The organism is Marivita cryptomonadis (assembly GCF_002115725.1).
GTDB classification, from domain to species: domain Bacteria; phylum Pseudomonadota; class Alphaproteobacteria; order Rhodobacterales; family Rhodobacteraceae; genus Marivita; species Marivita cryptomonadis.
This window is the reverse complement of sequence record NZ_JFKD01000007.1, coordinates 1-26114: the sequence shown is the minus strand read 5'-3', so window position 1 is coordinate 26114 and position 26114 is coordinate 1. Positions and strand designations below refer to the sequence as shown.

28 protein-coding genes, 1 other RNA gene and 1 pseudogene are annotated in these 26114 nt (G+C 61.0%); 15 read left to right on the top strand and 15 right to left on the bottom strand.

What is annotated here, in order from left to right:
* Window positions 1-2: 2 nt before the first annotated feature.
* Window positions 3-638, top strand: a complete 636-nt coding sequence (gene hisH / locus MCRY_RS09250) for an imidazole glycerol phosphate synthase subunit HisH (RefSeq protein WP_085629218.1) — start codon at window positions 3-5, stop codon at window positions 636-638.
* A gap of 78 nt (window positions 639-716) precedes the next feature.
* Window positions 717-1313, top strand: coding sequence for a LysE family translocator (locus MCRY_RS09245; RefSeq protein ID WP_085629217.1), 597 nt, complete (start codon window positions 717-719; stop codon window positions 1311-1313).
* 130 nt (window positions 1314-1443) lie between these two features.
* Here MCRY_RS09245 and MCRY_RS09240 read toward each other — a convergent pair whose 3' ends face one another.
* Window positions 1444-1830, bottom strand: a complete 387-nt coding sequence (locus MCRY_RS09240; RefSeq protein WP_085629216.1) for a DUF2147 domain-containing protein — start codon at window positions 1828-1830, stop codon at window positions 1444-1446.
* Between the two features lie 136 nt (window positions 1831-1966).
* On the opposite strand from MCRY_RS09240, the gene hisA reads away from it, so the two are divergent.
* A complete protein-coding gene (gene hisA / locus MCRY_RS09235) occupies window positions 1967-2689 on the top strand; it encodes a 1-(5-phosphoribosyl)-5-[(5-phosphoribosylamino)methylideneamino]imidazole-4-carboxamide isomerase (protein ID WP_085629215.1) in 723 nt (240 codons plus the stop codon).
* Here the strand turns inward: hisA and MCRY_RS09230 are convergent.
* The gene (locus tag MCRY_RS09230; RefSeq protein WP_085629214.1) at window positions 2686-3138 is read right to left on the bottom strand and encodes a DUF302 domain-containing protein; all 453 of its coding nucleotides are present in this window, start codon (window positions 3136-3138) and stop codon (window positions 2686-2688) included. The genes hisA and MCRY_RS09230 overlap by 4 nt on opposite strands.
* A gap of 86 nt (window positions 3139-3224) precedes the next feature.
* Window positions 3225-3983 (bottom strand): SDR family NAD(P)-dependent oxidoreductase, encoded by a 759-nt coding sequence (locus MCRY_RS09225; protein ID WP_085629213.1) that lies wholly within the window; start codon window positions 3981-3983, stop codon window positions 3225-3227.
* A gap of 85 nt (window positions 3984-4068) precedes the next feature.
* Here MCRY_RS09225 and hisF point away from each other — a divergent pair, with 85 nt between their 5' ends.
* A complete protein-coding gene (gene hisF / locus MCRY_RS09220) occupies window positions 4069-4830 on the top strand; it encodes an imidazole glycerol phosphate synthase subunit HisF (protein WP_085629212.1) in 762 nt (253 codons plus the stop codon).
* A complete protein-coding gene (locus MCRY_RS09215) occupies window positions 4827-5132 on the top strand; it encodes a phosphoribosyl-ATP diphosphatase (protein ID WP_085629211.1) in 306 nt (101 codons plus the stop codon). Before hisF ends, MCRY_RS09215 begins: the two co-directional genes overlap by 4 nt.
* Before the next feature lie 137 nt (window positions 5133-5269).
* On the opposite strand, the gene MCRY_RS09210 is transcribed toward MCRY_RS09215, so the two are convergent.
* The 4 genes from MCRY_RS09210 to MCRY_RS09195 form a co-directional block, all read right to left on the bottom strand.
* Window positions 5270-5737, bottom strand: coding sequence for a CoA-binding protein (locus MCRY_RS09210; protein ID WP_085629210.1), 468 nt, complete (start codon window positions 5735-5737; stop codon window positions 5270-5272).
* A gap of 188 nt (window positions 5738-5925) precedes the next feature.
* A complete protein-coding gene (locus MCRY_RS09205; protein ID WP_085629432.1) occupies window positions 5926-6984 on the bottom strand; it encodes a DUF2235 domain-containing protein in 1059 nt (352 codons plus the stop codon).
* A complete protein-coding gene (locus tag MCRY_RS09200; RefSeq protein ID WP_085629209.1) occupies window positions 6962-9259 on the bottom strand; it encodes a xanthine dehydrogenase family protein molybdopterin-binding subunit in 2298 nt (765 codons plus the stop codon). Before MCRY_RS09200 ends, MCRY_RS09205 begins: the two co-directional genes overlap by 23 nt.
* Before the next feature lie 41 nt (window positions 9260-9300).
* Window positions 9301-10482, bottom strand: a complete 1182-nt coding sequence (locus tag MCRY_RS09195; RefSeq protein ID WP_085629208.1) for a type III PLP-dependent enzyme — start codon at window positions 10480-10482, stop codon at window positions 9301-9303.
* 109 nt (window positions 10483-10591) lie between these two features.
* Here MCRY_RS09195 and MCRY_RS09190 point away from each other — a divergent pair, with 109 nt between their 5' ends.
* Complete coding sequence (locus MCRY_RS09190; protein ID WP_085629430.1) at window positions 10592-11026, top strand: Lrp/AsnC family transcriptional regulator; 435 nt, start codon at window positions 10592-10594, stop codon at window positions 11024-11026.
* A 33-nt stretch (window positions 11027-11059) separates the two neighbouring features.
* Here MCRY_RS09190 and MCRY_RS09185 read toward each other — a convergent pair whose 3' ends face one another.
* From MCRY_RS09185 to MCRY_RS09170, 4 genes are all read right to left on the bottom strand, one after another.
* The gene (locus MCRY_RS09185; protein WP_085629207.1) at window positions 11060-11659 is read right to left on the bottom strand and encodes an inner membrane-spanning protein YciB; all 600 of its coding nucleotides are present in this window, start codon (window positions 11657-11659) and stop codon (window positions 11060-11062) included.
* 3 nt (window positions 11660-11662) lie between these two features.
* Window positions 11663-12568: an EamA family transporter gene (locus MCRY_RS09180; protein ID WP_238939451.1), complete on the bottom strand. Its 906-nt coding sequence runs from the start codon at window positions 12566-12568 to the stop codon at window positions 11663-11665.
* Window positions 12569-12662: 94 nt separating this feature from the next.
* Complete coding sequence (gene ftsY, locus MCRY_RS09175; RefSeq protein ID WP_085629206.1) at window positions 12663-14066, bottom strand: signal recognition particle-docking protein FtsY; 1404 nt, start codon at window positions 14064-14066, stop codon at window positions 12663-12665.
* A gap of 65 nt (window positions 14067-14131) precedes the next feature.
* On the bottom strand, window positions 14132-15817 hold the full coding sequence (locus tag MCRY_RS09170) for an NAD(P)H-dependent oxidoreductase subunit E (protein ID WP_085629205.1): 1686 nt from the start codon (window positions 15815-15817) through the stop codon (window positions 14132-14134).
* 188 nt (window positions 15818-16005) lie between these two features.
* On the opposite strand from MCRY_RS09170, the gene MCRY_RS09165 reads away from it, so the two are divergent.
* Window positions 16006-16407, top strand: coding sequence for a hypothetical protein (locus MCRY_RS09165; protein WP_085629204.1), 402 nt, complete (start codon window positions 16006-16008; stop codon window positions 16405-16407).
* 217 nt (window positions 16408-16624) lie between these two features.
* Here the strand turns inward: MCRY_RS09165 and MCRY_RS09160 are convergent, their stop codons facing one another.
* On the bottom strand, window positions 16625-17410 hold the full coding sequence (locus MCRY_RS09160; RefSeq protein WP_085629203.1) for a Bax inhibitor-1/YccA family protein: 786 nt from the start codon (window positions 17408-17410) through the stop codon (window positions 16625-16627).
* A 164-nt stretch (window positions 17411-17574) separates the two neighbouring features.
* Window positions 17575-17796, bottom strand: coding sequence for a DUF1127 domain-containing protein (locus tag MCRY_RS09155; protein ID WP_085629426.1), 222 nt, complete (start codon window positions 17794-17796; stop codon window positions 17575-17577).
* A gap of 124 nt (window positions 17797-17920) precedes the next feature.
* On the opposite strand from MCRY_RS09155, the gene MCRY_RS09150 reads away from it, so the two are divergent.
* Window positions 17921-18796, top strand: a complete 876-nt coding sequence (locus MCRY_RS09150; RefSeq protein WP_085629202.1) for a LysR family transcriptional regulator — start codon at window positions 17921-17923, stop codon at window positions 18794-18796.
* Window positions 18797-18846: 50 nt separating this feature from the next.
* Here MCRY_RS09150 and MCRY_RS09145 read toward each other — a convergent pair whose 3' ends face one another.
* Window positions 18847-19809: an NADPH:quinone oxidoreductase family protein gene (locus MCRY_RS09145; protein WP_085629201.1), complete on the bottom strand. Its 963-nt coding sequence runs from the start codon at window positions 19807-19809 to the stop codon at window positions 18847-18849.
* 295 nt (window positions 19810-20104) lie between these two features.
* Between MCRY_RS09145 and MCRY_RS09140 the strand changes: the two genes are divergently transcribed.
* The 7 genes from MCRY_RS09140 (at window position 20105) to rpmG (ending at window position 25561) form a co-directional block, all read left to right on the top strand.
* Window positions 20105-20485 (top strand): helix-turn-helix domain-containing protein, encoded by a 381-nt coding sequence (locus tag MCRY_RS09140; RefSeq protein WP_085629200.1) that lies wholly within the window; start codon window positions 20105-20107, stop codon window positions 20483-20485.
* A 53-nt stretch (window positions 20486-20538) separates the two neighbouring features.
* Window positions 20539-21339, top strand: coding sequence for a histidinol-phosphatase (gene hisN / locus MCRY_RS09135; protein ID WP_238939453.1), 801 nt, complete (start codon window positions 20539-20541; stop codon window positions 21337-21339).
* Window positions 21340-21456: 117 nt separating this feature from the next.
* Window positions 21457-22788, top strand: a complete 1332-nt coding sequence (locus MCRY_RS09130) for an 8-oxoguanine deaminase (protein WP_085629199.1) — start codon at window positions 21457-21459, stop codon at window positions 22786-22788.
* 109 nt (window positions 22789-22897) lie between these two features.
* Complete coding sequence (locus tag MCRY_RS09125; RefSeq protein ID WP_085629422.1) at window positions 22898-24031, top strand: cobalamin-independent methionine synthase II family protein; 1134 nt, start codon at window positions 22898-22900, stop codon at window positions 24029-24031.
* A 3-nt stretch (window positions 24032-24034) separates the two neighbouring features.
* On the top strand, window positions 24035-24745 hold the full coding sequence (locus MCRY_RS09120) for an alpha/beta fold hydrolase (RefSeq protein ID WP_085629198.1): 711 nt from the start codon (window positions 24035-24037) through the stop codon (window positions 24743-24745).
* 148 nt (window positions 24746-24893) lie between these two features.
* Window positions 24894-25270: RNase P RNA component class A (rnpB, locus tag MCRY_RS09115), an RNA gene on the top strand.
* A gap of 123 nt (window positions 25271-25393) precedes the next feature.
* Window positions 25394-25561, top strand: coding sequence for a 50S ribosomal protein L33 (gene rpmG, locus MCRY_RS09110; RefSeq protein ID WP_028958297.1), 168 nt, complete (start codon window positions 25394-25396; stop codon window positions 25559-25561).
* Between the two features lie 391 nt (window positions 25562-25952).
* Here the strand turns inward: rpmG and MCRY_RS23360 are convergent.
* Window positions 25953-26114 (bottom strand): annotated as a pseudogene (locus MCRY_RS23360) (guanine deaminase); the annotation flags it as partial.

Below are 26114 nucleotides of genomic sequence, written 5' to 3'. Positions count from 1 at the left end.
CCGTGCTGACAGCCATCATCGACTACGAAAGCGGCAACCTGCATTCCGCCGAAAAGGCGTTCCAACGCATGGCGCGCGAAGTCGGCGCGGGTGATGTCGTGGTAACCTCCGACCCTGACGTGATCGCGGGCGCAGACCGGCTCGTCCTGCCCGGCGATGGCGCCTTCCCGGCCTGCGCCGCGGCATTGCGCGCCTCTGGGGCGTTTGCGGCTATGGTCGAGGCGGTCGAGATCAAGGCGCGGCCGTTTCTGGGCATTTGTGTCGGCATGCAACTCATGGCGCGCGAAGGGCTGGAATATACGCCCACCGACGGTTTGGGCTGGATCGACGGCGTGGTCGAACGGATCGTGCCCGCTGACGCCCACATGAAAGTGCCGCATATGGGCTGGAACGATCTGGTGATCGACACCGCCCACCCGGTGCTTGCAGGGGTTGAGACAAGCGAACACGCCTATTTCGTGCATTCCTATCAGATGCGCGTCAACACCGCGTCGCAGCGCGTGGCGCATGTCGAATACGGCGGCGACGTGACTGCTATCGTGGCGCGCGACAACATGGTGGGCTTCCAGTTTCACCCGGAAAAAAGCGCCGCCACCGGCCTGCGCATGATCGCCAACTTCCTGCGTTGGACGCCCTGAGCTGACCAAAGCGCAAGAACCGGGTCGTTTGCGGCCCGGCCAAACGGCAGGGTGATGTCCTGTAACCGGGACATCACCATGACCGAAACCATCGTCGCCCTGCTGATCTTTCTCTTCCCGTTGGCCTACAGTCCCGGCCCCGGCAATATGCTCTTTGCCGCCAATGGCGCACTGTTCGGCTTTCGGGCCACGCTGCCAGCCTCAGCGGGCTATCACCTGGCCACGTGGTTGATGACATTGGGCGTAGGTTTGGGGCTGACGGGCCTGTTCGAGACATGGCCCCTGTTGTTCCCGGTTCTTAAGACGGCAGGCGCGATCTATGTGCTCTGGTTGGCTCTCAAGCTCTCTCGCGCAGGGGCGACCACAACCACGCAAACAGCGCGCCCGGCTTCCTTCACCGATGGCGCGGTGTTGCTGCTTCTCAATCCCAAGGCCTATGTCATCATCGCGTTGATGTTTTCACAGTTCCTCTCCCCAACGGAGCCGCATGTTTTGGCCGCCGTCATGGTGATCACAACCGTGTTCACACTGAACAACCTGCTGGCCTTTTCGACTTGGACGCTGATCGGAGACAGGCTCGCCCGCGCGTTTCGTGAGGATCGCAGCGCGATCTGGCTGAACAGGGGGTTCGCCGCTGTGTTGGCCGGCGTCGCCGTTTGGATTTTGCTGGCGTGAGGACCGGAATAACCGACTTTGCCCAGAAGCAAGACCGCCCATGGTCTCTTCGGGCTTCAAGTACCTTGGGGGGACTGGGGGGCAAAGCCCCCCAGCGGATCGCGGAGGCGCAGCCTCCGCGACACACAGATCACTTCACACGCGTCCAGGTCTGGCCACGACAAATGCCCAGTACGCAACCTTCGACCTTCAACTGGTTGCCGCTCAACATCATCTTGGAGTTATACGTCTTGTCCCGGTCCGGGGCCCAGATCTTGCCGCCCTTGTAGGCACCATCACCGGCGGGCTTCATACCCCAGATCATCTGCTTGCCGATATTGGGCGACGCGATCTTCTTGCCGCTGGCGTCATAGCCCTGCCCCAACACGCCGCAGATGTCCGCGCCGCAGGTGCTGATGGTGACCAACCCGTAATTGCCGTCATCGCCCGGCTGGGTCTTCCACGTGCCTTCCACCGGATCGGCAAAGGCGGCGCTGGCGGCCAGCACAAGGCCTGCGGCGAGTGTCATCAATTTCATCTCTGTCTCCTCCCTCAGAGTGGTACAAAAACTCTGACCCGAGCTTGCAAATCCGATCAAGATTGACGCTGGGTCGCGTTGCATGTGCCGTTCCGTCATGTCAAAGCGCGGGGGAATTCTGACCGGAGACTGCGCCATGATCCTCTATCCCGCCATCGACCTCAAAGACGGACAGGCCGTGCGCCTGCTGCGCGGCGACATGGATAAATCCACCGTGTTCAACGACGACCCCGCCACACAGGCGATGGAGTTTGTCGAGGCGGGCTGCGAATGGCTGCATCTGGTCGATCTGAACGGTGCCTTCGCAGGTGAACCGGTGAATGCGGCGGCGGTCGAGGCAATTCTTGATCGCTGCAAAGTGCCCGCGCAATTGGGCGGCGGGATTCGCGATATGGCGACGATCGAGCGCTGGCTCGACAAGGGATTGCAGCGCGTGATCCTCGGCACGATCGCGGTCGAGAACCCCGATCTGGTCCGCGAAGCGGCAAAGGCCTTTCCGGGCCATGTGGCCGTGGGCATCGACGCGCGCAACGGGCGTGTGGCGACCAAGGGCTGGGCCGAAGAAACCGACGTGATGGTCACTGACCTTGCCCGCTCGTTCGAAGACGCAGGGGTCGCCGCGATCATCTACACCGACATCAACCGCGACGGTGCGATGCAAGGTCCGAACGTGGAAGCCACCGCAGATCTGGCCCGCGCGGTGTCGATCCCTGTCATCGCTTCCGGTGGCGTGTCGTCCCTTGACGACCTGATCGCATTGCGGGATTGCGGCGCCGGGCTCAACGGCGCGATTTCGGGCCGCGCGCTTTATGACGGCGCCCTTGACCTGGCAGAGGCTTTGGCGGTGTTGCGCGCCTAGTTGCTGGCTGCATCGGTGAATTTCGCCAAGGCACCCGCCATCGTCTTGAGATATGCCGCATCCTCGGACACACCGCCGAGCTTGCCCAGAATCGCCACAGGCTCTTCATAAACGATCTTGGTGCCGCCCATCGCGTCTTCATAGACCAAGACCTTGAGCGGCAGGTAAAGCCCTGCTGCCGGATCATCCTTGATTGCAGGAGTGCCGACCTTTGGGTTGCCGAAGATGAGCAGTTGCGATGCGCCGATATCTTCTCCGATGGACGCGGCCCCTGCCCCGTGATCGACGCGGGCAAAGACTGTTATTCCGGCCCCTTCCATCGCGGTGACCATCGCATCCACGGTTTCGGTCACACCCAGCGCGCTGTCCTTGCGCATAAGCCCATTGTCACCTGCGCTGGCAGTTGTGGCTGCCAAGGCCAGACCGGCGGCGAATAGTAGGTGTTTCATCTGTGTCCCCTTTGGCTGTTGACGTCGAAGGTCGGCCAAAAGGGGATCACTTAATATGCACGTTGGCGTGACCGGCGCGGGACCGCTCAGATCGACCCGGCTTCGACCATGTAATTGTTGGCCGTACACATCGCCGCATCATCCGAGGCAAGGAACAGCACCATCCGGGCAAGATACACGGGCTCAATCAGGTCTGGCAGACACTGGCGATCGCGGTGCTTTTCCAACGCCTCCGGTTTGGCCCACAGATCTTTCTGCCGCTCGGTCATGACCCAACCGGGAACCACGGTATTGACTCGGATGCGGTGCCCGCCCAGATCGCGCGCCATGGTGCGGGTCAGGCCATGCACGGCAGCCTTGGCGGTGGTGTAGGCGGGCATGTTCCCTCCCGCTTCCCACCAGCTGTTGGACCCCATGTTGATGATCGACCCGCCGCCTGCGTCGATCATGTCGGGAGCGACGGCCTGAATCGCAAAGAACATGTGCCGCAGGTTGGTGGCCTGACGTTCGTCCCAATATTCGGGCGTCACCTCGCGCCAATCGTGGCGGTCATCGCGTGCTGCGTTGTTCACCAACACCTGCGCCGGGCCAAGCGTGGTCTTCAGCCTGCCAAACGCCTCTTGCAACGCCGCGATGTCGCGCAGATCGGCCTGTTCCCACGCCACCGTGCCTTCGGTCGCATCCGTCAGCGCCTGTGCGCCGTCTGCGTCCAGATCGACAAATCCAACCTTCGCGCCCTGCGCCGCAAACGCCTTGACGATCTCAGCCCCGATGCCCGACGCACCGCCGGTGATGAACACGGTTTTGCCACTCAGGCTCGGATAACGTGCGAATTGATCAGACATGGGACCCTCCTCTTTCCTTGGCTCAAGGCATAATGCGCAACGCGCAGGCTTCACAAGCGGCGATCTTCGGGGTACGCGATGGCGCATGTTGAAGACCCGCATCATTCCCTGTCTCGATGTCGCCGATGGCCGTGTGGTCAAAGGCGTCAATTTCGTCGATCTGCGCGACGCCGGTGACCCGGTGGACGCCGCCCGCGCCTATGACGCGGCGGGGGCAGACGAGATCTGTTTCCTCGACATCCATGCAACCCATGAAAACCGCGGCACGATGTTCGACGTGGTGACGCGCACGGCCGAGCAATGCTTCATCCCGCTGACCGTGGGCGGCGGGGTGCGCACGGTGGCCGATGTGCGCGCGCTGTTGCTGGCGGGGGCCGACAAGGTGTCTTTCAATTCCGCCGCTGTCGCCAACCCGGATGTGGTCGCCCAAGCGGCGGATCAGTTCGGCAGCCAGTGCATTGTGGTCGCGATCGACGCAAAGACGGTCAGCCCCGGCAAATGGGAAATATTCACTCATGGCGGCCGCAAACCCACCGGCATCGATGCGGTGGAGTTCGCCAAGACGGTTGTCGCCAAAGGTGCTGGGGAAATCCTGCTCACCTCGATGGATCGCGATGGCACCAAGGCAGGCTTCAACCTACCCCTCACCCGCGCGATTTCCGATGCGGTCGATGTCCCGGTGATCGCAAGCGGCGGCGTCGGCACGCTGGATCACCTTGTCGAAGGTGTGACGATGGGTGGCGCGAGCGCGGTGCTGGCCGCGTCAATCTTCCACTTCGGCGAATACACGATTGGCGAGGCCAAGGACCATATGGCCGCCGCAGGCATCCCGGTGAGGCTGACATGACACTTGAAGAGCTGGAACAGATCGTCGCGACCCGCGCAGCTGCCTCCACGGACGAAAGCTGGACCGCCAAACTGCTGGCCAAAGGGCCGGAAAAATGTGCCGAGAAATTCGGCGAAGAATCCATCGAAGCCATCATCGAAGCCATCAAGGGCGACCGAGACCGGCTGACCTCGGAAGCGGCCGATGTGCTGTTCCACCTGCTGGTGATGCTGAAATCCCGCGATGTGGCGCTCGCCGATGTGATGGCGGAACTCGCCCGTCGTCAGGGACAGTCTGGACTGCAGGAAAAAGCCAACCGTTAAAGGTTTCTTTGGGCTGCAAATACCTCGGGGTTTGGGGCGTCGTCCATTGGGCTTGAACCAATGGCGCACCAACGGACGACCCCAAGCGTTTCCGTCCACGCAAAAGCACGATGCGGTGACGCATCGTCCGCCCGGCATCACAGCTTGGACGAAATGATCCCTGTGTTGAACCCACCCATGCGCAGCTCTCCGAACAGCCGTTGATATTCGATCTTGGGGCAGCGGTTCATCACCACGTCCACCCCCCGCGCCTCGGCCTTGGCGGCGGCCTCGGCATGCTCGACCCCGATTTGCATCCAGATGGTCTGCAAGTCCGGGAATTGTTCCAACGCCTCGTCCACGATAGGCGGCACCGCGTCCGAGCGGCGGAAGATGTCCACCATGTCCACCTTGGCGTCGATCTCGGACAAGGACGCCTTCACCTCGGCCCCGAACAACCGTTTGCCGGCGTGGCCGGGATTGACCGGGATGACAGTGAACCCCTTAAGAGACATGTAGCGCGCAACATAGTAGGACGGGCGCACCGGGTTAAGGGACACGCCCACCACGGCGACGGTTTTGGTCCGCTTCAGGACCGTGCGCAGGAAATCATCGGAATAGCTCATACGCTCTGTCTAGCCTGTCGCGCGGCAAAGAAAAAGCGCCCAAGGAGACCTTGGGCGCAAGTGTTGGAACGAGGGACAGTGTAGGTGCAGCGGGTGTTCCACTCCCGTGCTCCTTGGAATTGAGGTAGGCACGATTCTCGCGGTTTAAAGGGAGAAACCAAGGGTTTTGGTCACATATTCGTCAGAAGTCAGGGGACCAGCGGCTCGGACACAACCTGTGGCTGCGTAACGTGCAGCGTTTCGTGTATCCGTTCCGAAGGATCATCCCCGACACGGCGCGGGCGGCGGTAGAGAAACAGCTTGCCCCAGCCCTTCCAATTGCCCGAAGACGGCGCGTGCACATTCTGCGGAAACCGCTGACGCCACCCGTCAGGTAAGGGCAAGCCCACCGTTTGGGCCCGATCGAGCATCCAGACCAAGGGGATGTTCGCCAACGGGCGCGCCTCTTCGTGACCGCGCAACTGCCCACCAATGTCCCCGTGCACCCCCTTGAACCAGACCTGTTCGACATGTCCGCTCCAGCCCGGAGGACAGGACCACAAGACCGGTTCATAGGCCATGCGGCGTTCGTGATAGGCCAGCGCCTGAAACCCGTGCTGAATCGATGGGCCAAGCTGGTCGTTGTGGAACGCGTGTTTGTCATTGGTGAATCGCCACAGCACCGGCAGGCGCATCCCCAGCGCCTTGACCGTGTCCCAGACGCCCAGCACCGAAATCACCGGTGCGTCATGGCAAAAGCGCTGCACAAAGGCGCGCACCGTGTCCCGGTCGGCGGGATAGCGATAGAGGCGATAGGCCTGCCGGACATTGCGTTCAGTGGCATGTTCGGCGCGCAACAAGCCGATCGTGTCGATGGCTCCGGCAAGCGACCGCACGGCATAGGCGCCACGGGAATACCCGAAGAAAAAGATCCGGTCCCCGGGTTGATACCGCGACGCAAGAAAGCCGTAGGCGCGGCAGATCTGGCGGTTGATGCCGCGACCGACGGCGATGTCGGAGGCGCTGCGCCAGTCGGACCATTGGAGGCCGGATTCGTAGTAGATCGACAGATCGCCCCCGACCTCTTGCAGAAGGCGGTACAGGCACCCGGCATTGGTCTCGTAGCCCGGCTCGAGCGATGACAACGTGCCATCCAGAATGACAACATGATCCCGGGCACCTCGACGTGCCGAAACCTTGGACTGGCCCGTGGCAACCGTGCCACGGAACCAGCCGATTATCCTGTCACTCAGCCGCGATGCGCGCATCCTGCAACATGCCCCAGACCCGTTGCGGCGTGAACGGCATGTCGGCCTGCCGCACGCCGCGCTGCCACATCGCGTCCTGCACTGCGTTGGCAACGGCCGCCAATGCGCCGACGGTGCCCGCCTCGCCGCAGCCTTTCATGCCCATCGGGTTGGTGACCGACGGCGTCGCTTCTGTGGTGAATCCAATCATGGGAATATCATCGGCGCGCGGCATCGCGTAGTCCATGAACGTTGCCGTGAGCAGCTGCCCGTCCTCGTCATAGACCACCCGCTCGGTCAACGCCTGACCCAGCCCTTGCGCCACCCCGCCATGTACCTGACCTTCGGCCAGCATCGGGTTGATGAGGTTGCCGAAATCGTCAACGACGGTGTAGCGGTCGACGGTCACATGGCCCGTGTCCGGGTCGATCTCGACCTCGGCCACATGCGCGCCATTAGGGAAGCTGCGGGCGTCCAGAGTGATCGTGGCATCAAAGGTCAGAAGGTCCGTACGACCCGCCTCACGCGCCATCTGCGCCACTTCGAGAATGGTCGGCGTGACGTTCGATGTGCCAACGCGGAACTGTTCGTCGTCAAAGCTGATATCGCCCTCGTCGACCCCCTGCTGATCGGCAAGGAACGCGGTGAAGGCGGTGACGATCTTTTCGACCGCCGCCAGCGTCGCGGTGTTCTGGATCGTGACCGAGCGCGAACCACCTGTGCCGCCGCCGCGTGCGATCAAATCGCTGTCGCCCTGCACAAAGCGGATCATGTCCGCCGGGATCCCCGTCTGATCAGACAGGAACTGCGTGAACACGGTCTCGTGCCCCTGCCCGTTGGATTGCGTGCCGACATAGATCGACGCGCCGCCATCGTCGTCAAACGTGACCTTCACGTCCTCGACAGGCGCGCCAAGGATGCTTTCGATGTAGTAGCACAAACCAAGGCCGCGCAGCTTGCCGTCGGCCTCGGATGCGGCGCGGCGGGCGTCGAACCCGGCACGGTCGGCAAAGCCTTCGGCGCGGCACAGAACGCGGTCGAAATCGCCCACGTCATAGGTTTCGCCCGTGGTGGTCTTGTAGGGAAACTGGTGCGGCTTGATAAAGTTGATGCGGCGCATTTCCCACGGATCAAGGCCCAGTTCGCGCGCCGCACGGTCCATGACACGTTCCAGCAGGTAGATCGCTTCGGGGCGCCCCGCGCCACGATAGGCATCGACCGGCGTCGTGTTGGTATAAACGCCTTCGACCTGCAACCAAGAGGTTTGCACGTCGTAAACGCCCATCAGAACCTTGGAGAACAAGCTGGTCTGGATGGCCTGAGCAAAGTGCGAGTTATAGGCACCCATATTGGCCACCGTCTGCACCCGGTAGGCGGTGATGCGGTTGTTTTCGTCAAAGGCCAGTTCAGCGGTGTGGCGCAGATCGCGGCCCGCATTGTCGGACAGCATCGCCTCGGTGCGTTCGGACATCCAGCGCACCGGTTGGCCCAGCATTTTGCAGGCAATGGCAGTCAGGAAATTCTCGGGATGCGGCATGGCTTTCATGCCGAACCCACCACCCGTGTCAGGATTGGTGACGCGGATGTCCTCTTCGGTCATGTTGAGCACACGCGCCATTTGTTTCTTATGCTCCCAGACGCCCTGCGCATTGACGGCGAAATGCAAGCGGTCGCCCTCCATTTCGGCATAACAGCCGCGCGGCTCCATCGCGTTGACGATGATGCGGTTGTCCTCGACATCAAGGCTGACCGTACGGTGGGCGGTCTTGAACGCCTCTGCCGTCGCGGCCTCGTCCCCCATGCCCCAGTCGAAGGCGACGTTGCCCGGTGCCTCGGTGTGCAAAGCTTCCCCTCCCGAAGCGAGCCCCAGATGCACGGGTTTGTCGGTATAGTCGAATACGATGAGTTCGGCCGCATCGCGCGCCGCCTCAAGGCTATCGGCAACGATAAAGGCCAGCGCTTCGCCCACATATCGCACGGTGCCCGAAGCAAGGATGGGGCGGAATGGCGATGCGCCCATCGACCCGTCGCGATTGGGCACCGTTGTGCCCCACAGACCTTGGGTAAATCCCGCCTCGTCGAGGTCCGCAGCTGTCAGGACAAGATGCACACCCGGCACCTCGCGCGCGTCCGTTACGTCCAGCGTGTCGATATCCGCATGGGCGACAGACGACCGAAACACGTAGCCACGCAGCGCGCCTTCCGGGGCGATGTCATCGACATAGCGCCCTGTCCCATTGAGAAACCGCACATCCTCGACCCGTTTGACCGGTTGTGACTTGCCAAATTTATCCATGTTTCCCTCGCGCGTGTGACCTTGGTCTTTCGGCAGGGACACTAGCCTGCGGGACGGCACTGTCCAGCAGGTTCGGCCATGGAATCGAGGTTCAGCACCTCGCGCGTTCCGTATCCGTTGAACGGAGTGACCAGCGCAAGGCTGTAGGCGCCCGCCCCGGAGATCAGGATATAGTCGCCATCCGCGATCCCGGCGGGCAGCATCCACGGGTCCGGCACCCGGTCGAGACTGTCACATGTCGGGCCAAAGATAGTGAATGGCTGGGGCGTGCCCGTGACGGGGTGCCCCTGCTGGTTCAACGCGGTCTGGCGCGCGGGCACCGGCATATCGCGCCATTCACCCAGTGCGCCATACAGACCGTCATTCAGCGTCAGCACGCCATCGCCCCGCGCCTTGACGCGCAGCAAGAGCCACATCGCATCAGCCACCATCGCCCGCCCCGGTTCGCACCAAAGCTGCGGCGGCTGGTCCGGAAAATGCGCTTTGGTCGCTGATGCAATCGTTTCGAACAAGTGCTGCCGCAGGGTTCTGCCGCCGCGCGGAAAAGCCGGAAACCCGCCCCCGACATTCAGCGCCGCAAGCCGCACCCCCGCGCGTTGCGCCACTTCAGCGCAAGCGGCGATGTAATCGGCCCAACTGGTAGGATCAGTGCATTGCGTACCCGGATGAAAGGTCAGCGCCGGGATCATGCCCCGGGCCACAACAGCGCGCAGCAGGTCTGTTGCCACTTCGGGCGAGGCGCCGAACTTGCTGCCGAAATCATACGCGCCGCCGCCCCTTTTCAACGACAGGCGCACCGCCACTTGTGTGTTGGGGGTAAGCTGCCCCAGCTTGTCCAGCTCAGACATCCGGTCCACCGACCACGAGGCGATGCCCAGCGCCTTGGCTTGCGTGATCTCGGAGGCTGACCGCACCGGGTTGTGGTAATGCAGCCGCGCGTTAGGCAAGGCCTGACGTGCCGCATGCATCTCGGCGACAGAAGCCACGTCGAATGTGGTCACCCCGGCACCGACCAGAGTGCGCAGGATATCGGTCGCGGGATTGGCCTTGACCGCGTAGCTGACCTGACCGGGAAATCCGCGCAGAAAGCTGTGCGCCGTGCGCTGCAACACGTGCGGGCGCAGGATCGCCAGCGGATCGTCCGGCTGTCTGTCCGCAATCACTGCCGAGATACGCGCCCGGTCGAACCGCGCCTGTGTGATGTCTTGTGCCCCTGCAAACATGACTGCCTCATCTGGTTCTGTTTCTTTCAGTCTGCGTGCATTCCCCGTCGGTCCGTGTCGGCAGTTCTTGCAAAACAGACTCTTTTGCACTCAGACTGACGGAATGAGCATACAGATCGACGAAACAGACGCCGACTTGATCGCGCTCCTGCGCCGCGATGCGCGGATGCCGGTGGCGGAACTTGCCCGCAAGCTGGGATTGGCGCGCACCACGGTGCAGACGCGCATCGACCGGCTGCTGGAAAAGGGCGTGATCGCCGGGTTCACCCTGCGCAGCGGCGATGCGCTTGCCGCCCCGATCCGGGCCACGGCTCTTGTGTCAATTGCGCCGCGCACGGGGCCTGCGGTTCTGTCCCGGCTGCAGTCACTGCCGAATGTTGAGGCTGTGTTCACCGTGTCGGGCCGGGTCGATCTGGTGGTCGAGATCAGTGCCCAGACGACGCAAGATCTGGACCGTACGCTGGACGACATTGCCGAGGCGAAAGGCGTTCAAAGCTCAGAGAGCTTTATCCACCTGTCGACCAAGATCGACCGTCGGGGTTAGAATAGGCGGCGTAGCTATGAAGCAACGTGGCCCCTAGTCTTCCTCGGCGGTGCTGTATTTCTGGATGACCCCCGCTTGCGCGATAAAGAACACAAAGGTCGCGCCGGTCAGCACGAAGGTTTCGAAATAGACCCAGGTTTCCGTGCTTTGCGTGCGCCAGATGATTTCGTTCGAGATCGCGAGCAGGAAGAAAAACCCCGTCATCCGCTTTGTCAGGATCATCCAGCCCTCTTGCTCCATCGGCAAAAGTTCCCCCATGACCACACGCAGATAGCTTTGATTGCGCAAGAGGCCCACGGCAAGGATACCGCCAAGCAGCGAATAGACCATGGTGGGCTTCATCTTGATGAACCGGTCATCATTGAGCCAGACCGTCAACCCGCCGAACACCACCACCAGAACAGCAGTGACGATCTGCATGCGGCTGATATGACCCGTGAGCCACCACAAAAGCCCCATCGAGGCGAGGATCACCGGGATGAACACGGCGGTGGCAACGATGAACCCGTCATACTCGGTGCCGCCAAAGGTGAAGACCTCGTCCTTGACCCAGAGATAAGCCACGAAAAACCCGATCACTGGGCCCAGTTCCAATGCCGATTTCACCCATTGCGGGACGTGCCGTTGTGCCAAAACTCAGCCTCCGAATTCCACGATGACAGCCCCTAGCGCGATCAGGGCCATGAGCGCAATCCTTCGCGGACCCACGGTTTCCTTCAGGAACACCCAACCGATGATCGCGGCAAAGACTGTCGATGTTTCGCGCAGCACCGCCGCTTCGCCCACATTGTCGAGGCGTGTGGCAACCATGATGGAGCCGAAACTGAAAAAAGCCACCAACCCGCCGATCACACCTCTGACAGCCAGTGGGCCAAGTGCGGGTTTGTGGGTCATGTTGCGATAGCGCAGGGCGGCGATGATCGGCATGGCGATGCCATCGATCATGAAGAACCACGCCAGAAAGGTGAACGGGTTGGCTGTGGCGCGGATGCCGTAGGCGTCATAGGTCGTGTAAAGTGCTACGAAAAGGCCGGTGGCCACGGCCAGCATCAAGGCGATGGGAAGCGTGTCCCGCTCGGACACAAGGTAGATCAGGTTGTAGACCGCAAGCCCGAAGATGCCGGCAAGCAGCACCGCAAGGCCCAGCCATTGGGTGACGGAAAAGACCTCTCCGAAAATCAGATACGCGCCGATAACGGCAAAAAGCGGCCCTGTGCCGCGCACCACGGGGTATACAACGGTAAACGCACCTTTGGTGTAGGCTTGCGCCTGCAAAAGCTTGTAACCCAAGTGAATGATGAACGCGCCCGCAAAGATCGGCCACATATGCGGTTCCGGCCACGGCACCACGAAGAGCGCAAAGGGGGCCGCCATCAGACCGTAGCTGATGTCGATCGCCCCGCGTGACATCCACGGATCGTGTTTGCCTTTTTGCAACGCGCCGAACGCAGCATGCAGCACCGCCGCCAAAAGCGCCAGCCAGAGGGCAAGCTGCGATCCGGCCTCGGTGCCTTCGATGGAGACAATAAACTCGCTGATCATGGGCGGACGACGGATTTTGCAAAATCCGTCTGAGGGGCGCTGCCCCTCGGCGCTGCGCGCCTCACCCCGAGGTATTTGGGGCCCAAAGAAGTGCTCATTCGGTGGCAAGCCCCGTCAGGGCCGCTGCGAATTCCTCGGGATCGAAAGGTTGCAGATCATCGATCTGTTCGCCAACCCCGATGGCGTGGATCGGCAGACCGAACTTGTCAGCCAGTGCCACCAACACACCGCCTTTGGCGGTGCCGTCGAGCTTGGTCATCACGAGGCCGGTCACATCGGCCAGTTTCTGGAAGGTTTCCACCTGGCTCAATGCGTTCTGACCCGTGGTGGCGTCGAGCACCAGCAGCGTATTGTGCGGCGCGTCGGGGTCTTTCTTGCGAATGACGCGGACGATCTTGGCCAATTCTTCCATCAGGTCCTGACGGTTTTGCAGACGGCCTGCAGTGTCGATCATCAAGAGATCCGCCCCATCGGCTTGCGCCTTGGTCATGGCATCAAAGGCGAGGCTGGCGGGGTCTGACCCTTCGGGCGCGGTGAGAACCGGAACCCCGGCGCGGTCACCCCAGACCTGCAACTGTTCAACAGCGGCAGCGCGGAACGTGTCACCTGCGGCGATCACCACTTTCTTGCCCGCCGCGCGGAACTGGCTGGCGAGTTTGCCGATGGTCGTCGTCTTGCCCGAGCCGTTGACACCGACCACCAGCACCACCTGCGGTTTTGTCGGGTAGAGCGGCATCGGTTTGGCGACCGGCTCCATGATGCGGGCCACTTCGCCCGCGAGCAGTTCCTTGATCTCGCGTACGCTGAGTTTCTTGCCGTAGCGCCCTTCGGCGATGTTGGCGGTCACGCGCAGTGAGGTGTCGACGCCCATATCAGCCTGGATCAGCAGCTCTTCGAGCTGTTCGAGCATGTCATCGTCAAGTTCGCGCCGAATCTCAGTCGGGGCTGTGGTGCGACCCAGCAGGCGACCGAGGAAGCCGGGTTTGCGGGCCTCGGCAACCGGGGTCTCTTCGACAAGCCCGACGGGTTTCACTGGCACTTCAAGCGGTGCGGACGGCTGCACCTCGGTGGGAGGTGCCGGAATCGGATCGCTGGGCTGCGGGGCTTCCAAAGGTGCAGGCGGTGGGCTGACCGGGGTGGGTGCAGGCGCAGGCATATCCGGGCCGGGCGTCGGTGGTGTGTCCGGCGGCACGTCGGGCTGGGGAATTTCCTGCGGCGCTTCAGGCTCTGCCTCGGGCAGATCGGGCTGCGGCACCTCTGAAGGCGCGTCGGGTTCCGGCAGGTCAGGCTCTGGTACCTCTTCCGGGGTCGGCGGTGCCGGCACATCCGGCGGTGGCGTTTGCGGCGCAGGGGGGGACGGCGGGGTCGGGTCGCTGGGCGGCGGCGCTTCGGGGGTTGGAGTTTCCTCACCACCGTCCGAGACGATGGCGTCCAAGCCCTCGTCCAGCTTGGACGAGGATTTGAAGAGCTTTGATTTCAGCTTGCCGAAAAAGGACATGTGGGATCGTCCGTGTCTGGGTCGTTCCCCTTTCACCTAGTCCTTATCCGGGCAAGATGGAAGGCTCAGACCTCGTCCGGGAAATGCTTCATCGTCAGACGGATGGGGTTTGGTGCGGCCTGCCCCAGCCCACAGATCGACGCGTCGGCCATTGCGGTGCAAAGCTCCTCAAGCAGCGGCTGGTTCCAATGGTCGGCCTGCATCAGTTTGACCGCCTTTTCGCAGCCTACGCGGCAGGGCGTGCACTGGCCGCAGGATTCGTCCTCGAAGAAGCGCAGCATGTTGAGCGCGGCATCGCGGGCGCTGTCTTTGTCGGACAGGACCACAACGGCGGCGGAGCCGATGAAACTGCCCAAGGGTTGGAGCGTATCGAAATCGAGCGGCACATCATTGATGCTAGCGGGCAGGATGCCTGAGGACGGACCGCCGGGCTGGTAGGCCTTGAAGCTGTGGCCCTCGGCCATGCCACCTGCGGCCTCGATGATGTCGGTGATCGTGCTGCCTGCGGGAAGCAGGTAGACGCCCGGAGCGGCAACGCGCCCCGACACCGAATAGGAGCGCAGGCCTTTGCGGCCGTTCTTTTCGGTGCTGTTCAGGCATTCTGGCCCTTCGCGGCAGACGCGGGCGACCCAGTAGAGGGTTTCGACGTTGTGCACCAGCGTCGGGCGGTTGAAGATGCCAACCTGCGCCACGAAAGGCGGGCGGTGGCGGGGCATGCCGCGTTTGCCTTCGAAGGATTCGATCATCGCGGATTCTTCGCCGCAGATATAAGCCCCGGCGCCACGGCGCAGGTCAATATAGCCGGGCGCCACCATGCCTGTGGCCTCCAACGCTGCGATTTCGCGGCGCAGGATTTCGAGAACGGCGGGGTATTCGTCGCGCATGTAGATAAAGCAGGTCTTGGCTTCGACCGCCCAGGCGGCGATCAGCATGCCTTCGAGGAAGAGATGCGGCACGCGTTCGAGGTAGAAGCGGTCCTTGAACGTGCCCGGCTCGCCCTCGTCGCCGTTGACGGCCAGATAGCGGGGGCCGGGATTGGCGCGCACGAAGCCCCATTTCTTGCCAGACGGAAAACCCGCACCACCAAGGCCGCGCAGGCCTGAGGCGAGGACCTGTCCTTGCACGTCTTCCCAATTGCCATTGGCGCGCAGTTGGGTCAGCGCAGAATAGCCGCCGGTTTTGAGATAGGCGTTCAGGTCCTGATAGTCGGGGACGTGCGCATGGGTTTCGTCTGCCGCGATGGCGGCGTGCACCTTTTCCAGGGTGGCGTGGTCGATATGGTTGTGACCCAGTTCCAGCACCGGGGCGGTGTCGCAGCGGCCCATACACGGAGCCCGGACAACGCGAACCTCTGCCGGGTCAAGACCGTCTTCCAGCGCCTGTTGCAAGGCCTGCGCGCCTGCCAATTCACAGGACAGCGAATCGCAGACCCGGATGGTCAGTGCGGGCGGTGGGGTTTCGCCTTCCTTCACCACATCGAAATGGGCGTAGAACGTGGCGACCTCGTAGACCTCGGCCATGCTCAGGCGCATCTCTTCGGCCAAAGCGCGCAGATGGTCGGCGCTCAGATGGCCATATTCGTCTTGGATCAAGTGCAGGAATTCGATCAGCAGATCCCGGCGGCGCGGATGGTTGCCCAGCAGAGCCTGCACCTCGGCCAGAGCCTCGTCGGTGTATTGACGGCCCTTGGGCGTCTTGCGGCCCTTGCCGCGTCCGGATTTCCAAACACCTTTGCGTTCGTCCAATGCCATCGGGGTCGTCCTTTGTTCGCGTCTGGCGGCAAACTCGCACAGGCGCGCCATCGCCACGAGCCTGAAAACGACGCTAAACGCGGTCCAACCGCCCTGCCGCCTGCGCGCATGGGCAACCTATGTAGAATTTCGGAAATCTTACGCCGATGTCATTTGTGCACGCGACCGGTCTTGGCTAGGCTCATGCCATGAGACAAACACTCCGATCCGCCGCGTTCGTGGCCTTGCTGTCCACACCTTGTTTTGCCGCCGAACCGATGAACGGCGCGCAGTTCGAGGCCTATGTCGAGGGCAAAACGCTCTATTTCGGGCAGAATGGTCAGGCTTACGGGGTCGAGGAATATCTCGAGGACCGGCGCGTGCGATGGTCGTTTCTGGATGGTCAGTGCAAGGATGGGGTCTGGTACGAAGATCAGGGCATGATCTGCTTTGTCTACGAGGACAATCCGACGCCACAATGCTGGTCGTTTTTCAAAGAAGCAAACGGGTTGCGGGCGATTTTCGAGAATGATCCAAACGCGACAACCCTGTACGAGGCGCAGCAGAACGACGAGCCGATGATGTGCCTTGGGCCTGAAGTCGGGGTCTGACCCGATTGTGGTTGGTTGGGCTGTATTGAATAAACGGGCTGTCTTGATCAGCAGCCGAATGCTCTCAACTTAATTTAGATGTTTGGCCAGGAACGTCGTACGACGTTTGATCGGCATTCTGTTGGATGCAGCATGGCGCTTGCATTTTGTTTGCAACCTTGGGCCACAAAAAAGGCCGGTCACACGACCGGCCTTTTCTAACTTAAGTCGAAGGGTTTTATTCCTGTTGCCCCATAAACATGAGCAGAAACTGGAACATGTTGAGGAATGAAATGTAGAGGCTCAGCGCGCCGTCATAGGCCGCTTTGTCGAGCCATTCCTTATCCCCGTGCGCTGCGTGCGCGACGTAGGTGTTTTTGATTTCCTGCGTGTGGAACGCGGTCAGACCTGCGAAGATCAAGATACCGATGAAGCTGATCGCAAACATCATGGCCGGCGATTGCAGGAAGATGTTGATAACCATTGCGACAAGAAGGCCGATCACACCCATCATGAGGAAGGTGCCCATCGCGCTGAGATCTTTTTTCGTGGTGTACCCGTAAAGGCTCAGCCCACCGAACGCGATCGCAGTCACGAGAAACGTTTGTACAATCGAGAAACTCGTGAAGACGATGAAAATCGAACTCATCGAAAGACCGATCGCGGACGCAAACGCAAAGAAGCCCAGTTGAACGCCAGCAGCGTTTGCACGGCGCATCAGTGCCCCCCAGCCAAAGAAGATGAATGCAAGCGGTGCCAGCATAATCACCCACCGCAGCGGTGACAGATAGATTGCCGAACCAAGGGCGGTAAGCATCGTGCCGTTGGCCAGCTGTGCAGTCGCATTTGCGGGATCTGTTGTCGTAGCAAGTCCAGCAATGGCCCAAGCAGCAAGCGCCGTGATCAACATGCCTACGGACATCGTGCCGTAGACCTTATTCATGTGCGCGCGCAGACCCTCATCAATCTGGGCGGCTCGGGCGCCAGCAACGCCGGTCGTCCGGATTGTGTTATACTCAGCCATTCATCCCTCCGAAATAAAATGGATGCCCGCCGCACCTGCGGGGGCAGATGTTCAGAATATCGGGGCTTCGGGGGGATATTTCAAGCAGTCCGACACATTCTTACCGCCAAAAAATGCATGACATATACATTTTTAAGCAATCTTGCGTGCCGGACTGCCTGTGATCACTTCGTCCATGAAGCCGGCGCGTCCCAAAGGGGGCGGTTTGCCTCGGCTTCGGCTGTGCGACGATCCAGACCGATATCGTCCAGAAGATGCGCATCAAGCGACGCCAGACGGGCTCGGCTGCGGTGCAGCGCCATGGCGCTCGAGATACGGGCCATCAGGCTGCGGCGGGGGGCGGTCAGAGCGGCGTGGCCCAAACCGGTGTTCATCAAGCTTTGCATGTCTTTTACCTTTTGTTTCGTGATGATTGGGAGGCCAACCATCGTATTGCCTGATGTATATGGTCCTGCTATCGTCATTTGTGAAACGAATGTTATTGAACTCAATCATCATGGATTGTGATGCATGCGAAACCTCGACATCACGACGCTGCGCTCTTTCATTGCGGTGGCCGACGCGGGCGGCGTAACCCGGGCGGCATCTTTTCTGAACCTGACGCAATCGGCGGTGTCGATGCAGATCAAACGGCTTGAGGAAAGCCTTGATCTGACCCTGCTCGACCGACAGGGACGTGGTGTCGCGCTCACATCCGCGGGAGAGCAACTCTTGACCTATGCCCGGCGCATCGTCGATCTGAACGACGAGGTTTACGGCAAACTGACAAATACGGTCTGGGAAGGTGAAATCATCCTCGGGGTGCCGCATGACATCATCTACCCCGCCATTCCCAATGTGATGAAAGCGATGCAGCGTGATTTTCCCCGGGTGAAAGTGCAGTTGCACAGTTCTTATTCCAGCGACCTCAGGGAACGGTTCGCACGGGGAGAGGTGGATGTGATCCTGACCACCGAAACCAAGCCCGACGGTGCCGCCGAGATTCTGATGAAAGTTCCGCTGCGCTGGTATGGCGCACCTGGTGGGCAGGCTTGGAAAGTGTCCCCCCTGCCCGTTGCGTTCTGCAATCATTGTTCGTTCCGGCCCGTGGCGCTGAGCACACTGGAAAAAAGCGGTGAGAAATGGGATCTCGTGCTGTCCTCGGACAGCGACCGCGCCATCGACGTGGCGGTGAGCGCCGATCTGGCGGTGACTTCGGTGCTCGAAGGTCACGAGCCGCCGCAGTTCGAAGCGATCCCGGCCAGCGCGAATCTGCCGGATCTTGGATACCAATCGGTGGCGCTCTATCGCGGTACGGCCCGACCGCAGATCATTGAGCCGCTATGCGATCTTTTGCGGCGGGAATTCGCGGCGATTTCAGGCGTGGACCTGCGCGCGGCAGAGTAAGGCTTTTTGAAGGGCCTTGGACGCGGTCTCAAAACCGCGTTCAAGCGGTTTCAGGCGATGGTGACAACAACCTTGCCAGTGGACGCACGGCTGCGCAAAAGTTCAAGCCCTTCGTTGGCCGCATCAAGCGCGAGAACGTGGCTCACATGCGGCGTCAGCCGACCCGCACAATACCACTCCATCAAGGTCGCCAGGCTGTCGGTCACCACTTTGGGCCGGAATTGCAGATATCCGCCCCAATACACTCCCAGAACCGACAGGTTCTTGACGAGCAGGTGGTTGGACTTGATCTGTGGCACGTCTCCGCTGGCAAAACCAATCGGCAAAAGCCGCGCCTCTGGTTTGCAGGATCGGAAGGCCGCCATAAACTGTTCGCCCCCGACCGGATCATAAACCACGTCGGCACCGCCTAAGGTTTTCATTTCGGTTCGAATGTCCTGCGTCTCGGCGTCGATAAGGTGATCCGCCCCCGCCGCCTTGGCCGCGTCAAGCTTGGCCGCCCCGCGCGCGCAAGCCACGACCTTAGCTCCCATCAATTTGCCGATCTCGACCGCCGTCAACCCAACGCCCCCGGCAGCCCCCAGCACCAGCAAAGTCTCGCCCGGCTGCAACCGTGCCCGGTGGTCGAGCGCCACATGGCTGGTGCCATACGCGATTTGAAACGCCGCCGCATCGACCATAGACATCGCATCTGGCAGGTGCACCGCCCGGCGCGCGTCAAAACAGCCGAATTCAGCCAGCCCGCCCTGTCCCCCGAACACTGCGACACGGTCACCCAAAGCGAATCCCTCGACCTCTGCCCCCAGTGCATCGACGGTGCCAGACACCTCCATACCAAGCGTGAATGGCAACTCTGGCGTGTCCTGATAGGTGCCTTTGACCATCAGAAGATCGGCGAAATTCAACCCACAGGCGTGGATTCGTACCCGAATCTCACCTACTGCGGGTTCCGGCATGACCACATCGTGGATTTTCGGTGCGGCATCGTGACTGTGGACCTGAAACGCCTTCAAAGCGGGCTCCCAAATTAAATTTTCACGATATGACTTTGGCTTACGCGCACGTCACTGTCACGCGGGCATCAGAGTGTTTGCGTTAACACGACCACAAAAACCTGCGAGTTATTGAAATGCGTGAATGTTTTTCGGAAGACGCAGACCAATTTTCTTGCCCTCATACCTGTCATACTATAGCGTCCGGCCATCAATAAACGGATAGGTTGTTCTGCTTAAGCCTTGCGAAAGCACCTTTGCCTATCTTCCTGTCCGAAACAAAAAGACGAAGTAAAGTTTGGCGAAAGGGAGCAAGATGGCACATCCTGTTGACGTCCATGTGGGTAAGCGGGTTCGGCATCGGCGCTGGCTGGTCGGGATGACCCAGCAGCAACTGGCTGAAAAAGTCGGGATCAAATTCCAGCAGATCCAGAAATACGAAACCGGCGCAAATCGCGTCAGCGCGTCCCGCCTCTGGGATATTGCAGACGCCTTGGACGTGCCGGTTGCCTTCTTCTTCGAAGGCATCGAAGACGCCGAGAAGAAAGAGGCGCAGACAGTCGGCGCCGAGGCGATCCCGGCTGATCTCTTGGGTGACAAGGAAGCACTGGATCTGATCCGGTCTTACTATTCGATCCCCGAAAACCAACGTCGTCGCCTGTTCGAACTGGCGCGCGTGTTGTCAGACGTCGCTTGAGCAGCAAAGCCGCCTGAGGTAGCCCTTGTCGGGCTGCTTGCAGGAGGCACTTCATGACAAAATTCACTTCGGACGATGCCGCTGACCTTTGGTCAGTGGCCGAACGCATGGCAGATGCCGCCCGCGCGGCGATCTTGCCACATTTCCGTTCTGTTGGACTGACCGCCGACAACAAGCTGGCAGGCGGGTTCGATCCCGTCACCATCGCCGACCGCGCGGCGGAAACCGCAATGCGCGATGTGCTTGCCGATCTGCGCCCCGATGACGGCATTCTGGGTGAAGAACATGGCAGCGTCGCAGGCACAAGTGGCCTCACATGGGTGCTTGATCCAATCGATGGGACACGGTCTTTCATCAGTGGGACCCCAACATGGGGCGTGCTGATCGCGCTTTCCGATGACACCGGCCCAGTCATGGGCATGATCGACCAACCCTATGTCGGGGAACGGTTCATGGGCGGGCTTGGTCGCTGTAACTGGGCAGGTCCGGGGCGCAGCGACACACTTGGCACCAAATCGACCACCGATCTGTCCCAAGCCATCCTGTTCTCGACCTTTCCCGAGATTGGCACAGATGCCCAACGTCAGGCGTTCCAGCGCGTCACCCCCACGGTCAAGCTGACCCGCTATGGCTGCGATTGCTATGCCTATGCGCTTTTGGCGGCCGGGCAGATTGATCTGGTGATCGAAGCAGGGCTCAATGCCTATGATATTCAGGCGCCAATCGCCGTGATCGAAGCGGCAGGCGGCGTCGTCACACAATGGGACGGGTCTCCGGCACATGACGGCGGCACTGCGCTGGCAGCGGCCACGCCAGAGCTGCACGCAGCGGCCTTGGCGCTTCTCAATGGCTGACAAACGCGGCATTTCGCGTTACACCTGATCCCGCCTGGGCGAGTCCTTCCGCTCCTTTTCTGTCGCCCCGGCGGTTATCCACACCGAAAAGGGCACATTTTGTGTGGAGGGAACGGCATGGCCATCCTGATCAAAAACGCAACCACCGTCGTCACGATGGACGCCACCCTGTCGGAACTGGCGCAGGCGGACATTCGTGTCGAAAACGGTGTCATCACCGACATTGGCACAGGATTGACCGGTGCCGAGGATACAATCGACGCCACAGGCTGCGTTGTCACACCGGGGCTGGTGAACACACACCACCACCTCTACCAGACGCTGACCCGCGCGGTGCCCGGTGGGCAGGATGCACTGCTCTTTGGGTGGTTGCAGACGCTCTACCCGATCTGGTCGCGCTTTGGCCCCGACGAGATGTTCACCTCGGCCCAGATCGGGCTGGCCGAACTGGCGCTTTCAGGGTGTACGCTGACTTCGGATCACTTGTACCTCTATCCAAATGGCGCGCGGCTGGATGATACCATTGCCGCCGCTAACGAGATCGGGATGCGGTTTCACCCCACGCGCGGCGCGATGAGCATCGGCGAAAGCGATGGCGGTTTGCCGCCGGATGCTTTGGTCGAAGATGAGGCGGCGATCCTAGAAGACTGTATCCGTGTCATCGACGCCCATCACGACCCGCGCGAAGGCGCCATGGTGCGGGTGGGTGTTGCCCCCTGTTCGCCCTTTTCGGTCAGTCGTGACCTGATGCGCGACGCGGCCCTTCTGGCCCGCGACAAGGGGGTGATGCTGCACACCCATTTGGCCGAAAATGACGAGGACATCGCCTATTCCCTTGAAAAGTTCGGCTGCCGCCCCGGCCAATATGCCGAAGACCTTGGTTGGACAGGCCCCGATGTCTGGCACGCACATTGCGTGAAACTCGACGGGAAAGAAATCGACCTCTTCGCCAAATCCCGCACCGGGGTGGCGCATTGCCCCTGCTCTAACTGCCGCCTTGGATCCGGCATCGCGCCGGTCCGTGCCATGCGCGACGCAGGCGTGCCGGTGGGTCTAGGAGTCGACGGATCGGCCAGCAATGACGCGGGCAATCTGGTGGCAGAGGCACGACAGGCCATGTTGCTGCAACGGGTCGCCAATGGCGCAAACGCCATGAGCGCGCGGGAAGCGCTTTTCATCGCCACCCGTGGCGGGGCTGAGGTTCTGGGTCGCCCCGATTGTGGCCAGATCGCCCTTGGCAAACGTGCCGATATCGCCATCTGGGACGTGACCGGCGTTGAGAGCGCCGGAAGCTGGGATCCGGCAGCGCTTCTCATGGCGGGGCCGACACGGGTGAAGCACCTGTTGGTCGAAGGTCGCCAAATCGTGCAAGACGGTCATGTGACCAGCATCGATCTGCCGCGCGTGGTTGAACGGCAGAACGCATTGGCGCGCGCGCTGATGGGGTGAGCCGCCAAAGCTTTTCGAAAAGCTTTGGCAGATGCGTCATATCATCTGGCACACCGCGCATGATTTGTTAGTGTCGCTGCAAACCTATGCAGACCAAGGGGCCGCGCCGATGACACGCATCAAGACCACCCATGTCGGATCGCTGCCGCGCACGCAGAAGGTGGTGGATTTCATCTTCGCACGCGAAAACCGTCAGGACTATGACAGCACCGCGTTTGACGCAGCGATGACCGAGGCCGCCAGCAATACCGTGCGCAGGCAGGTCGAAGCAGGCATCGACGTGGTGTCGGACGGCGAGACATCCAAGATCAGCTACGCCACCTATGTCAAAGACCGCTACACCGGGTTTGACGGCGACAGCCCGCGCAATGCACCGGCGGATCTGAAGCTCTACCCGACTTTCCTTGAACGGCTGAAAGATGATGGCGGCACACCGAAATATGCGCGCCCCATGTGTGTGGGTGAGGTCAAATCAAAGGGTCAGGGCGAGTTGGAAACCGACATCTCTAACCTGAAGGCCGGGATGGCTGCGCATGGCGCGACTGAGGCGTTCATGAATGCCGCTTCCCCCGGTGTGATTTCGCTCTTTCTGCAGAATGATTTTTACCCGACCCGCGATGCTTATTTGGCTGCTTTGGCAGACGCGATGCGCGACGAATACCGCACCATTGTGGACAGCGGTCTGATGCTGCAACTCGACTGCCCCGATCTGGCGCTGTCGCGGCACATGATCTTCACCGATCTGACCGATGCCGAATTCGTCAAGATCGCCGATGCCCATGTCGAGGCGATGAACCACGCGCTGGACGGGATCGACCCCGCCCGCGTGCGTGTGCATATTTGCTGGGGCAACTACGAAGGCCCCCATGTCTGCGACATCGACATGGACACCGTGTTCCCAACCCTGATGAAGGTGCGCGCAGGACAAGTGCTTTTCGAGACGTCGAACCCCCGCCACGCCCATGAATGGACTGTGTTTCGCGACCGCAAGGCCGAGATCCCCGAGGACATGGTGCTGGTGCCCGGCGTGATCGATTCGACCACCAACTTCGTCGAGCACCCTGAAGTGGTAGCCCAGCGGATCGAACGTTTTGCCGAAATCGTCGGTGCGGACCGCGTGATCGCAGGCAGCGATTGCGGCTTCGGGACATTTGCGGGGTTTGGCGCGGTGGACCCCGAGATTGCTTATGCCAAGCTTGAAACATTGGCCAAGGGCGCCGCACTTGCGTCTGCGCGTCTCTGAGCCATGATAGAACCCGTCGTCTTTCTGCCCGGCATGATGTGCGACGCGCGGCTTTATGAGCCGCAAATCAGGGCGTTTTCCGCCACCCATCCGGTGATGGTCGCGCCGATCACCCATGGCCAGCGGATCGAGGAGATCGCGTCGGCCATCCTGCCGCTTTTGCCGACCAAATTCGCTCTGGCCGGTCTGAGCATGGGGGGCATTGTGGCGATGGAGATCCTGCGCCGGGCACCTGAACGGGTGACACGCGTGGCGCTCATGGACACCAATTGCCTTGCCGAAACGCCCCCCGTTGCCGCCAACCGCGAACCGCAGATCGTCAAGGTGAAATCGGGCAAGCTGACCGAGGTAATGCGCGACGAGCTGAAACCCAACTACCTTTCCCCCGGCCCCCGCCGCCCCGCAGTGCTGCAAACGGTGATGGACATGGCGCACACTTTGGGACCGGAAGTCTTTGTCCACCAATCGCGCGCGTTGCAACGCCGCCGCGACCAGCAATCGACGCTTCGCAAGATCCGCCAACCCGCGCTGGTGCTTTGCGGTGCGCATGATGCGCTGTGTCCCGTCAAGCGTCATACCTTTATGGCCGAACTGATCCCGCACGCACGGCTGGTGGTGCTCGAGGACGCCGGACACCTGCCGACGCTGGAAACCCCGGACGAGACCAATGACGCGCTCTGGGAATGGCTGCACCAGCCATACGTTCTGCGATAGAGCATCGGAACGGCACATACCGATCCGATGTATTGGGGGGCCAGCCCCCCAAACCCCCCGACATATTTCAGAAAAGAAGAAGAACGGACTGTGGCGCGGTCGCATGGTGATTGACCGCAACAGGCACTTGCCCTACCCCACGTCTCGCGCGGAGGGCCGGATGGCCGCCCCTATATGGGGGAGGAAAGTCCGGACTCCCTGAAGCAATGGTGCCGGGTAACGCCCGGGCAGGGCAACCTGACGGAAAGCGCCACAGAGAACAGACCGCCCCGATTTCGATCGGGGTAAGGGTGAAACGGTGGGGTAAGAGCCCACCGGGGGGCTGGCAACAGCCCCCGCATGGCAAGCCCCACCGGGAGCAATGCCGAATAGGGGGATCGCGCCGCGTGTCGGCAGGGTCGCTTCAGCCCAGATCCCCGGGTTGGCAGCACGAGGCCGATGGCAACATCGGTCCCAGAGGAATGGTCATCTATCCTTGGGGCAACCCAAGGGGGACAGAATCCGGCTTACAGGCCCTCCGCGCGTTTTTTGTGGCCGTTTTGACGACGAAGTCCCGCAAGAAGGGTTGACTCACCCGTGCGCGCGGGTAGAAGGCAGCCTTCATACTGGAATTCACGGGCATCCTTTGCCCGGTGCAGGAGACGACCCATGGCGAAGCCGACCACAATCAAAATCCGCCTGAACTCGTCTGCGGGAACGGGTCATTTCTATGTGACCAAGAAAAACGCGCGGACGATGACGGAAAAGATGTCTGTTCGGAAGTACGACCCCGTCGCGCGCAAGCACGTCGAGTACAAAGAAGGCAAAATCAAGTAAGCCTTCCGTTCACACGGACAGTGAAGAAAAGCCGCGCCGGGGCTACCCGGGCGCGGTTTTTTTATACCACTTGCTCTTGCTTCGAGTTTCGGCTGTGAGCCCATCGTCGTCATGGAAACTATAAGCAGATCATACTAACGTCGGAATGAAGGTAGTGCCGAGGAGGTATTTCGATGCTTGGTTTAAGGGACCTAACCTGCTGGTTCTCTGAGCGCTACTCAAAGAAAAATACCGGCAATAGATGGACTTCTGCAATTCAGCGGTTGTTCTTTGTAGTATTGTTTGGGTTCGGATTATTCGTCGCCTACCTACGGTTCACGCGAGGCCTGTAATTTTCCGTTCAAGACCTTTGCAATATTGCAGAGGACCGCTTCCATTGCTCAACTGCCCCTCACCCCAACCTCTCCCCCATTAACCAAACCCCTGACACCGCGCGGTCATCGCCCATCATGATCGTCGGGAACACCGCCTCCCAGATATCCGCCGCCCGTGAACTCCGCTGAGAAATCGCGGGCGTTGATCCCAGATCCAGAATGATGAAATCCGCCTCAGA

Excerpts from the sequence above, each read along its gene's own strand:
- MCRY_RS09200 (WP_085629209.1), bottom strand. The coding sequence starts at position 9,259 with ATGGATAAATTTGGCAAGTCACAACCGGTCAAACGGGTCGAGGATGTG.
- MCRY_RS09230 (WP_085629214.1), bottom strand. The coding sequence starts at position 3,138 with ATGAAACACCTACTATTCGCCGCCGGTCTGGCCTTGGCAGCCACAACT.
- MCRY_RS09160 (WP_085629203.1), bottom strand. The coding sequence starts at position 17,410 with ATGGCTGAGTATAACACAATCCGGACGACCGGCGTTGCTGGCGCCCGA.
- ftsY (WP_085629206.1), bottom strand. The coding sequence starts at position 14,066 with ATGTCCTTTTTCGGCAAGCTGAAATCAAAGCTCTTCAAATCCTCGTCC.
- MCRY_RS09140 (WP_085629200.1), top strand. The coding sequence starts at position 20,105 with ATGGCACATCCTGTTGACGTCCATGTGGGTAAGCGGGTTCGGCATCGG.
- MCRY_RS09125 (WP_085629422.1), top strand. The coding sequence starts at position 22,898 with ATGACACGCATCAAGACCACCCATGTCGGATCGCTGCCGCGCACGCAG.
- MCRY_RS09225 (WP_085629213.1), bottom strand. The coding sequence starts at position 3,983 with ATGTCTGATCAATTCGCACGTTATCCGAGCCTGAGTGGCAAAACCGTG.
- rpmG (WP_028958297.1), top strand. The coding sequence starts at position 25,394 with ATGGCGAAGCCGACCACAATCAAAATCCGCCTGAACTCGTCTGCGGGA.
- MCRY_RS09195 (WP_085629208.1), bottom strand. The coding sequence starts at position 10,482 with ATGTTTGCAGGGGCACAAGACATCACACAGGCGCGGTTCGACCGGGCG.
- MCRY_RS09240 (WP_085629216.1), bottom strand. The coding sequence starts at position 1,830 with ATGAAATTGATGACACTCGCCGCAGGCCTTGTGCTGGCCGCCAGCGCC.
- hisA (WP_085629215.1), top strand. The coding sequence starts at position 1,967 with ATGATCCTCTATCCCGCCATCGACCTCAAAGACGGACAGGCCGTGCGC.
- MCRY_RS09180 (WP_238939451.1), bottom strand. The coding sequence starts at position 12,568 with ATGATCAGCGAGTTTATTGTCTCCATCGAAGGCACCGAGGCCGGATCG.
- MCRY_RS09210 (WP_085629210.1), bottom strand. The coding sequence starts at position 5,737 with ATGAGCTATTCCGATGATTTCCTGCGCACGGTCCTGAAGCGGACCAAA.
- MCRY_RS09120 (WP_085629198.1), top strand. The coding sequence starts at position 24,035 with ATGATAGAACCCGTCGTCTTTCTGCCCGGCATGATGTGCGACGCGCGG.
- MCRY_RS09150 (WP_085629202.1), top strand. The coding sequence starts at position 17,921 with ATGCGAAACCTCGACATCACGACGCTGCGCTCTTTCATTGCGGTGGCC.
- MCRY_RS09215 (WP_085629211.1), top strand. The coding sequence starts at position 4,827 with ATGACACTTGAAGAGCTGGAACAGATCGTCGCGACCCGCGCAGCTGCC.
- MCRY_RS09205 (WP_085629432.1), bottom strand. The coding sequence starts at position 6,984 with ATGCGCGCATCGCGGCTGAGTGACAGGATAATCGGCTGGTTCCGTGGC.
- MCRY_RS09155 (WP_085629426.1), bottom strand. The coding sequence starts at position 17,796 with ATGCAAAGCTTGATGAACACCGGTTTGGGCCACGCCGCTCTGACCGCC.
- hisN (WP_238939453.1), top strand. The coding sequence starts at position 20,539 with ATGACAAAATTCACTTCGGACGATGCCGCTGACCTTTGGTCAGTGGCC.
- MCRY_RS09245 (WP_085629217.1), top strand. The coding sequence starts at position 717 with ATGACCGAAACCATCGTCGCCCTGCTGATCTTTCTCTTCCCGTTGGCC.
- MCRY_RS09130 (WP_085629199.1), top strand. The coding sequence starts at position 21,457 with ATGGCCATCCTGATCAAAAACGCAACCACCGTCGTCACGATGGACGCC.
- MCRY_RS09165 (WP_085629204.1), top strand. The coding sequence starts at position 16,006 with ATGAGACAAACACTCCGATCCGCCGCGTTCGTGGCCTTGCTGTCCACA.
- hisF (WP_085629212.1), top strand. The coding sequence starts at position 4,069 with ATGTTGAAGACCCGCATCATTCCCTGTCTCGATGTCGCCGATGGCCGT.
- MCRY_RS09170 (WP_085629205.1), bottom strand. The coding sequence starts at position 15,817 with ATGGCATTGGACGAACGCAAAGGTGTTTGGAAATCCGGACGCGGCAAG.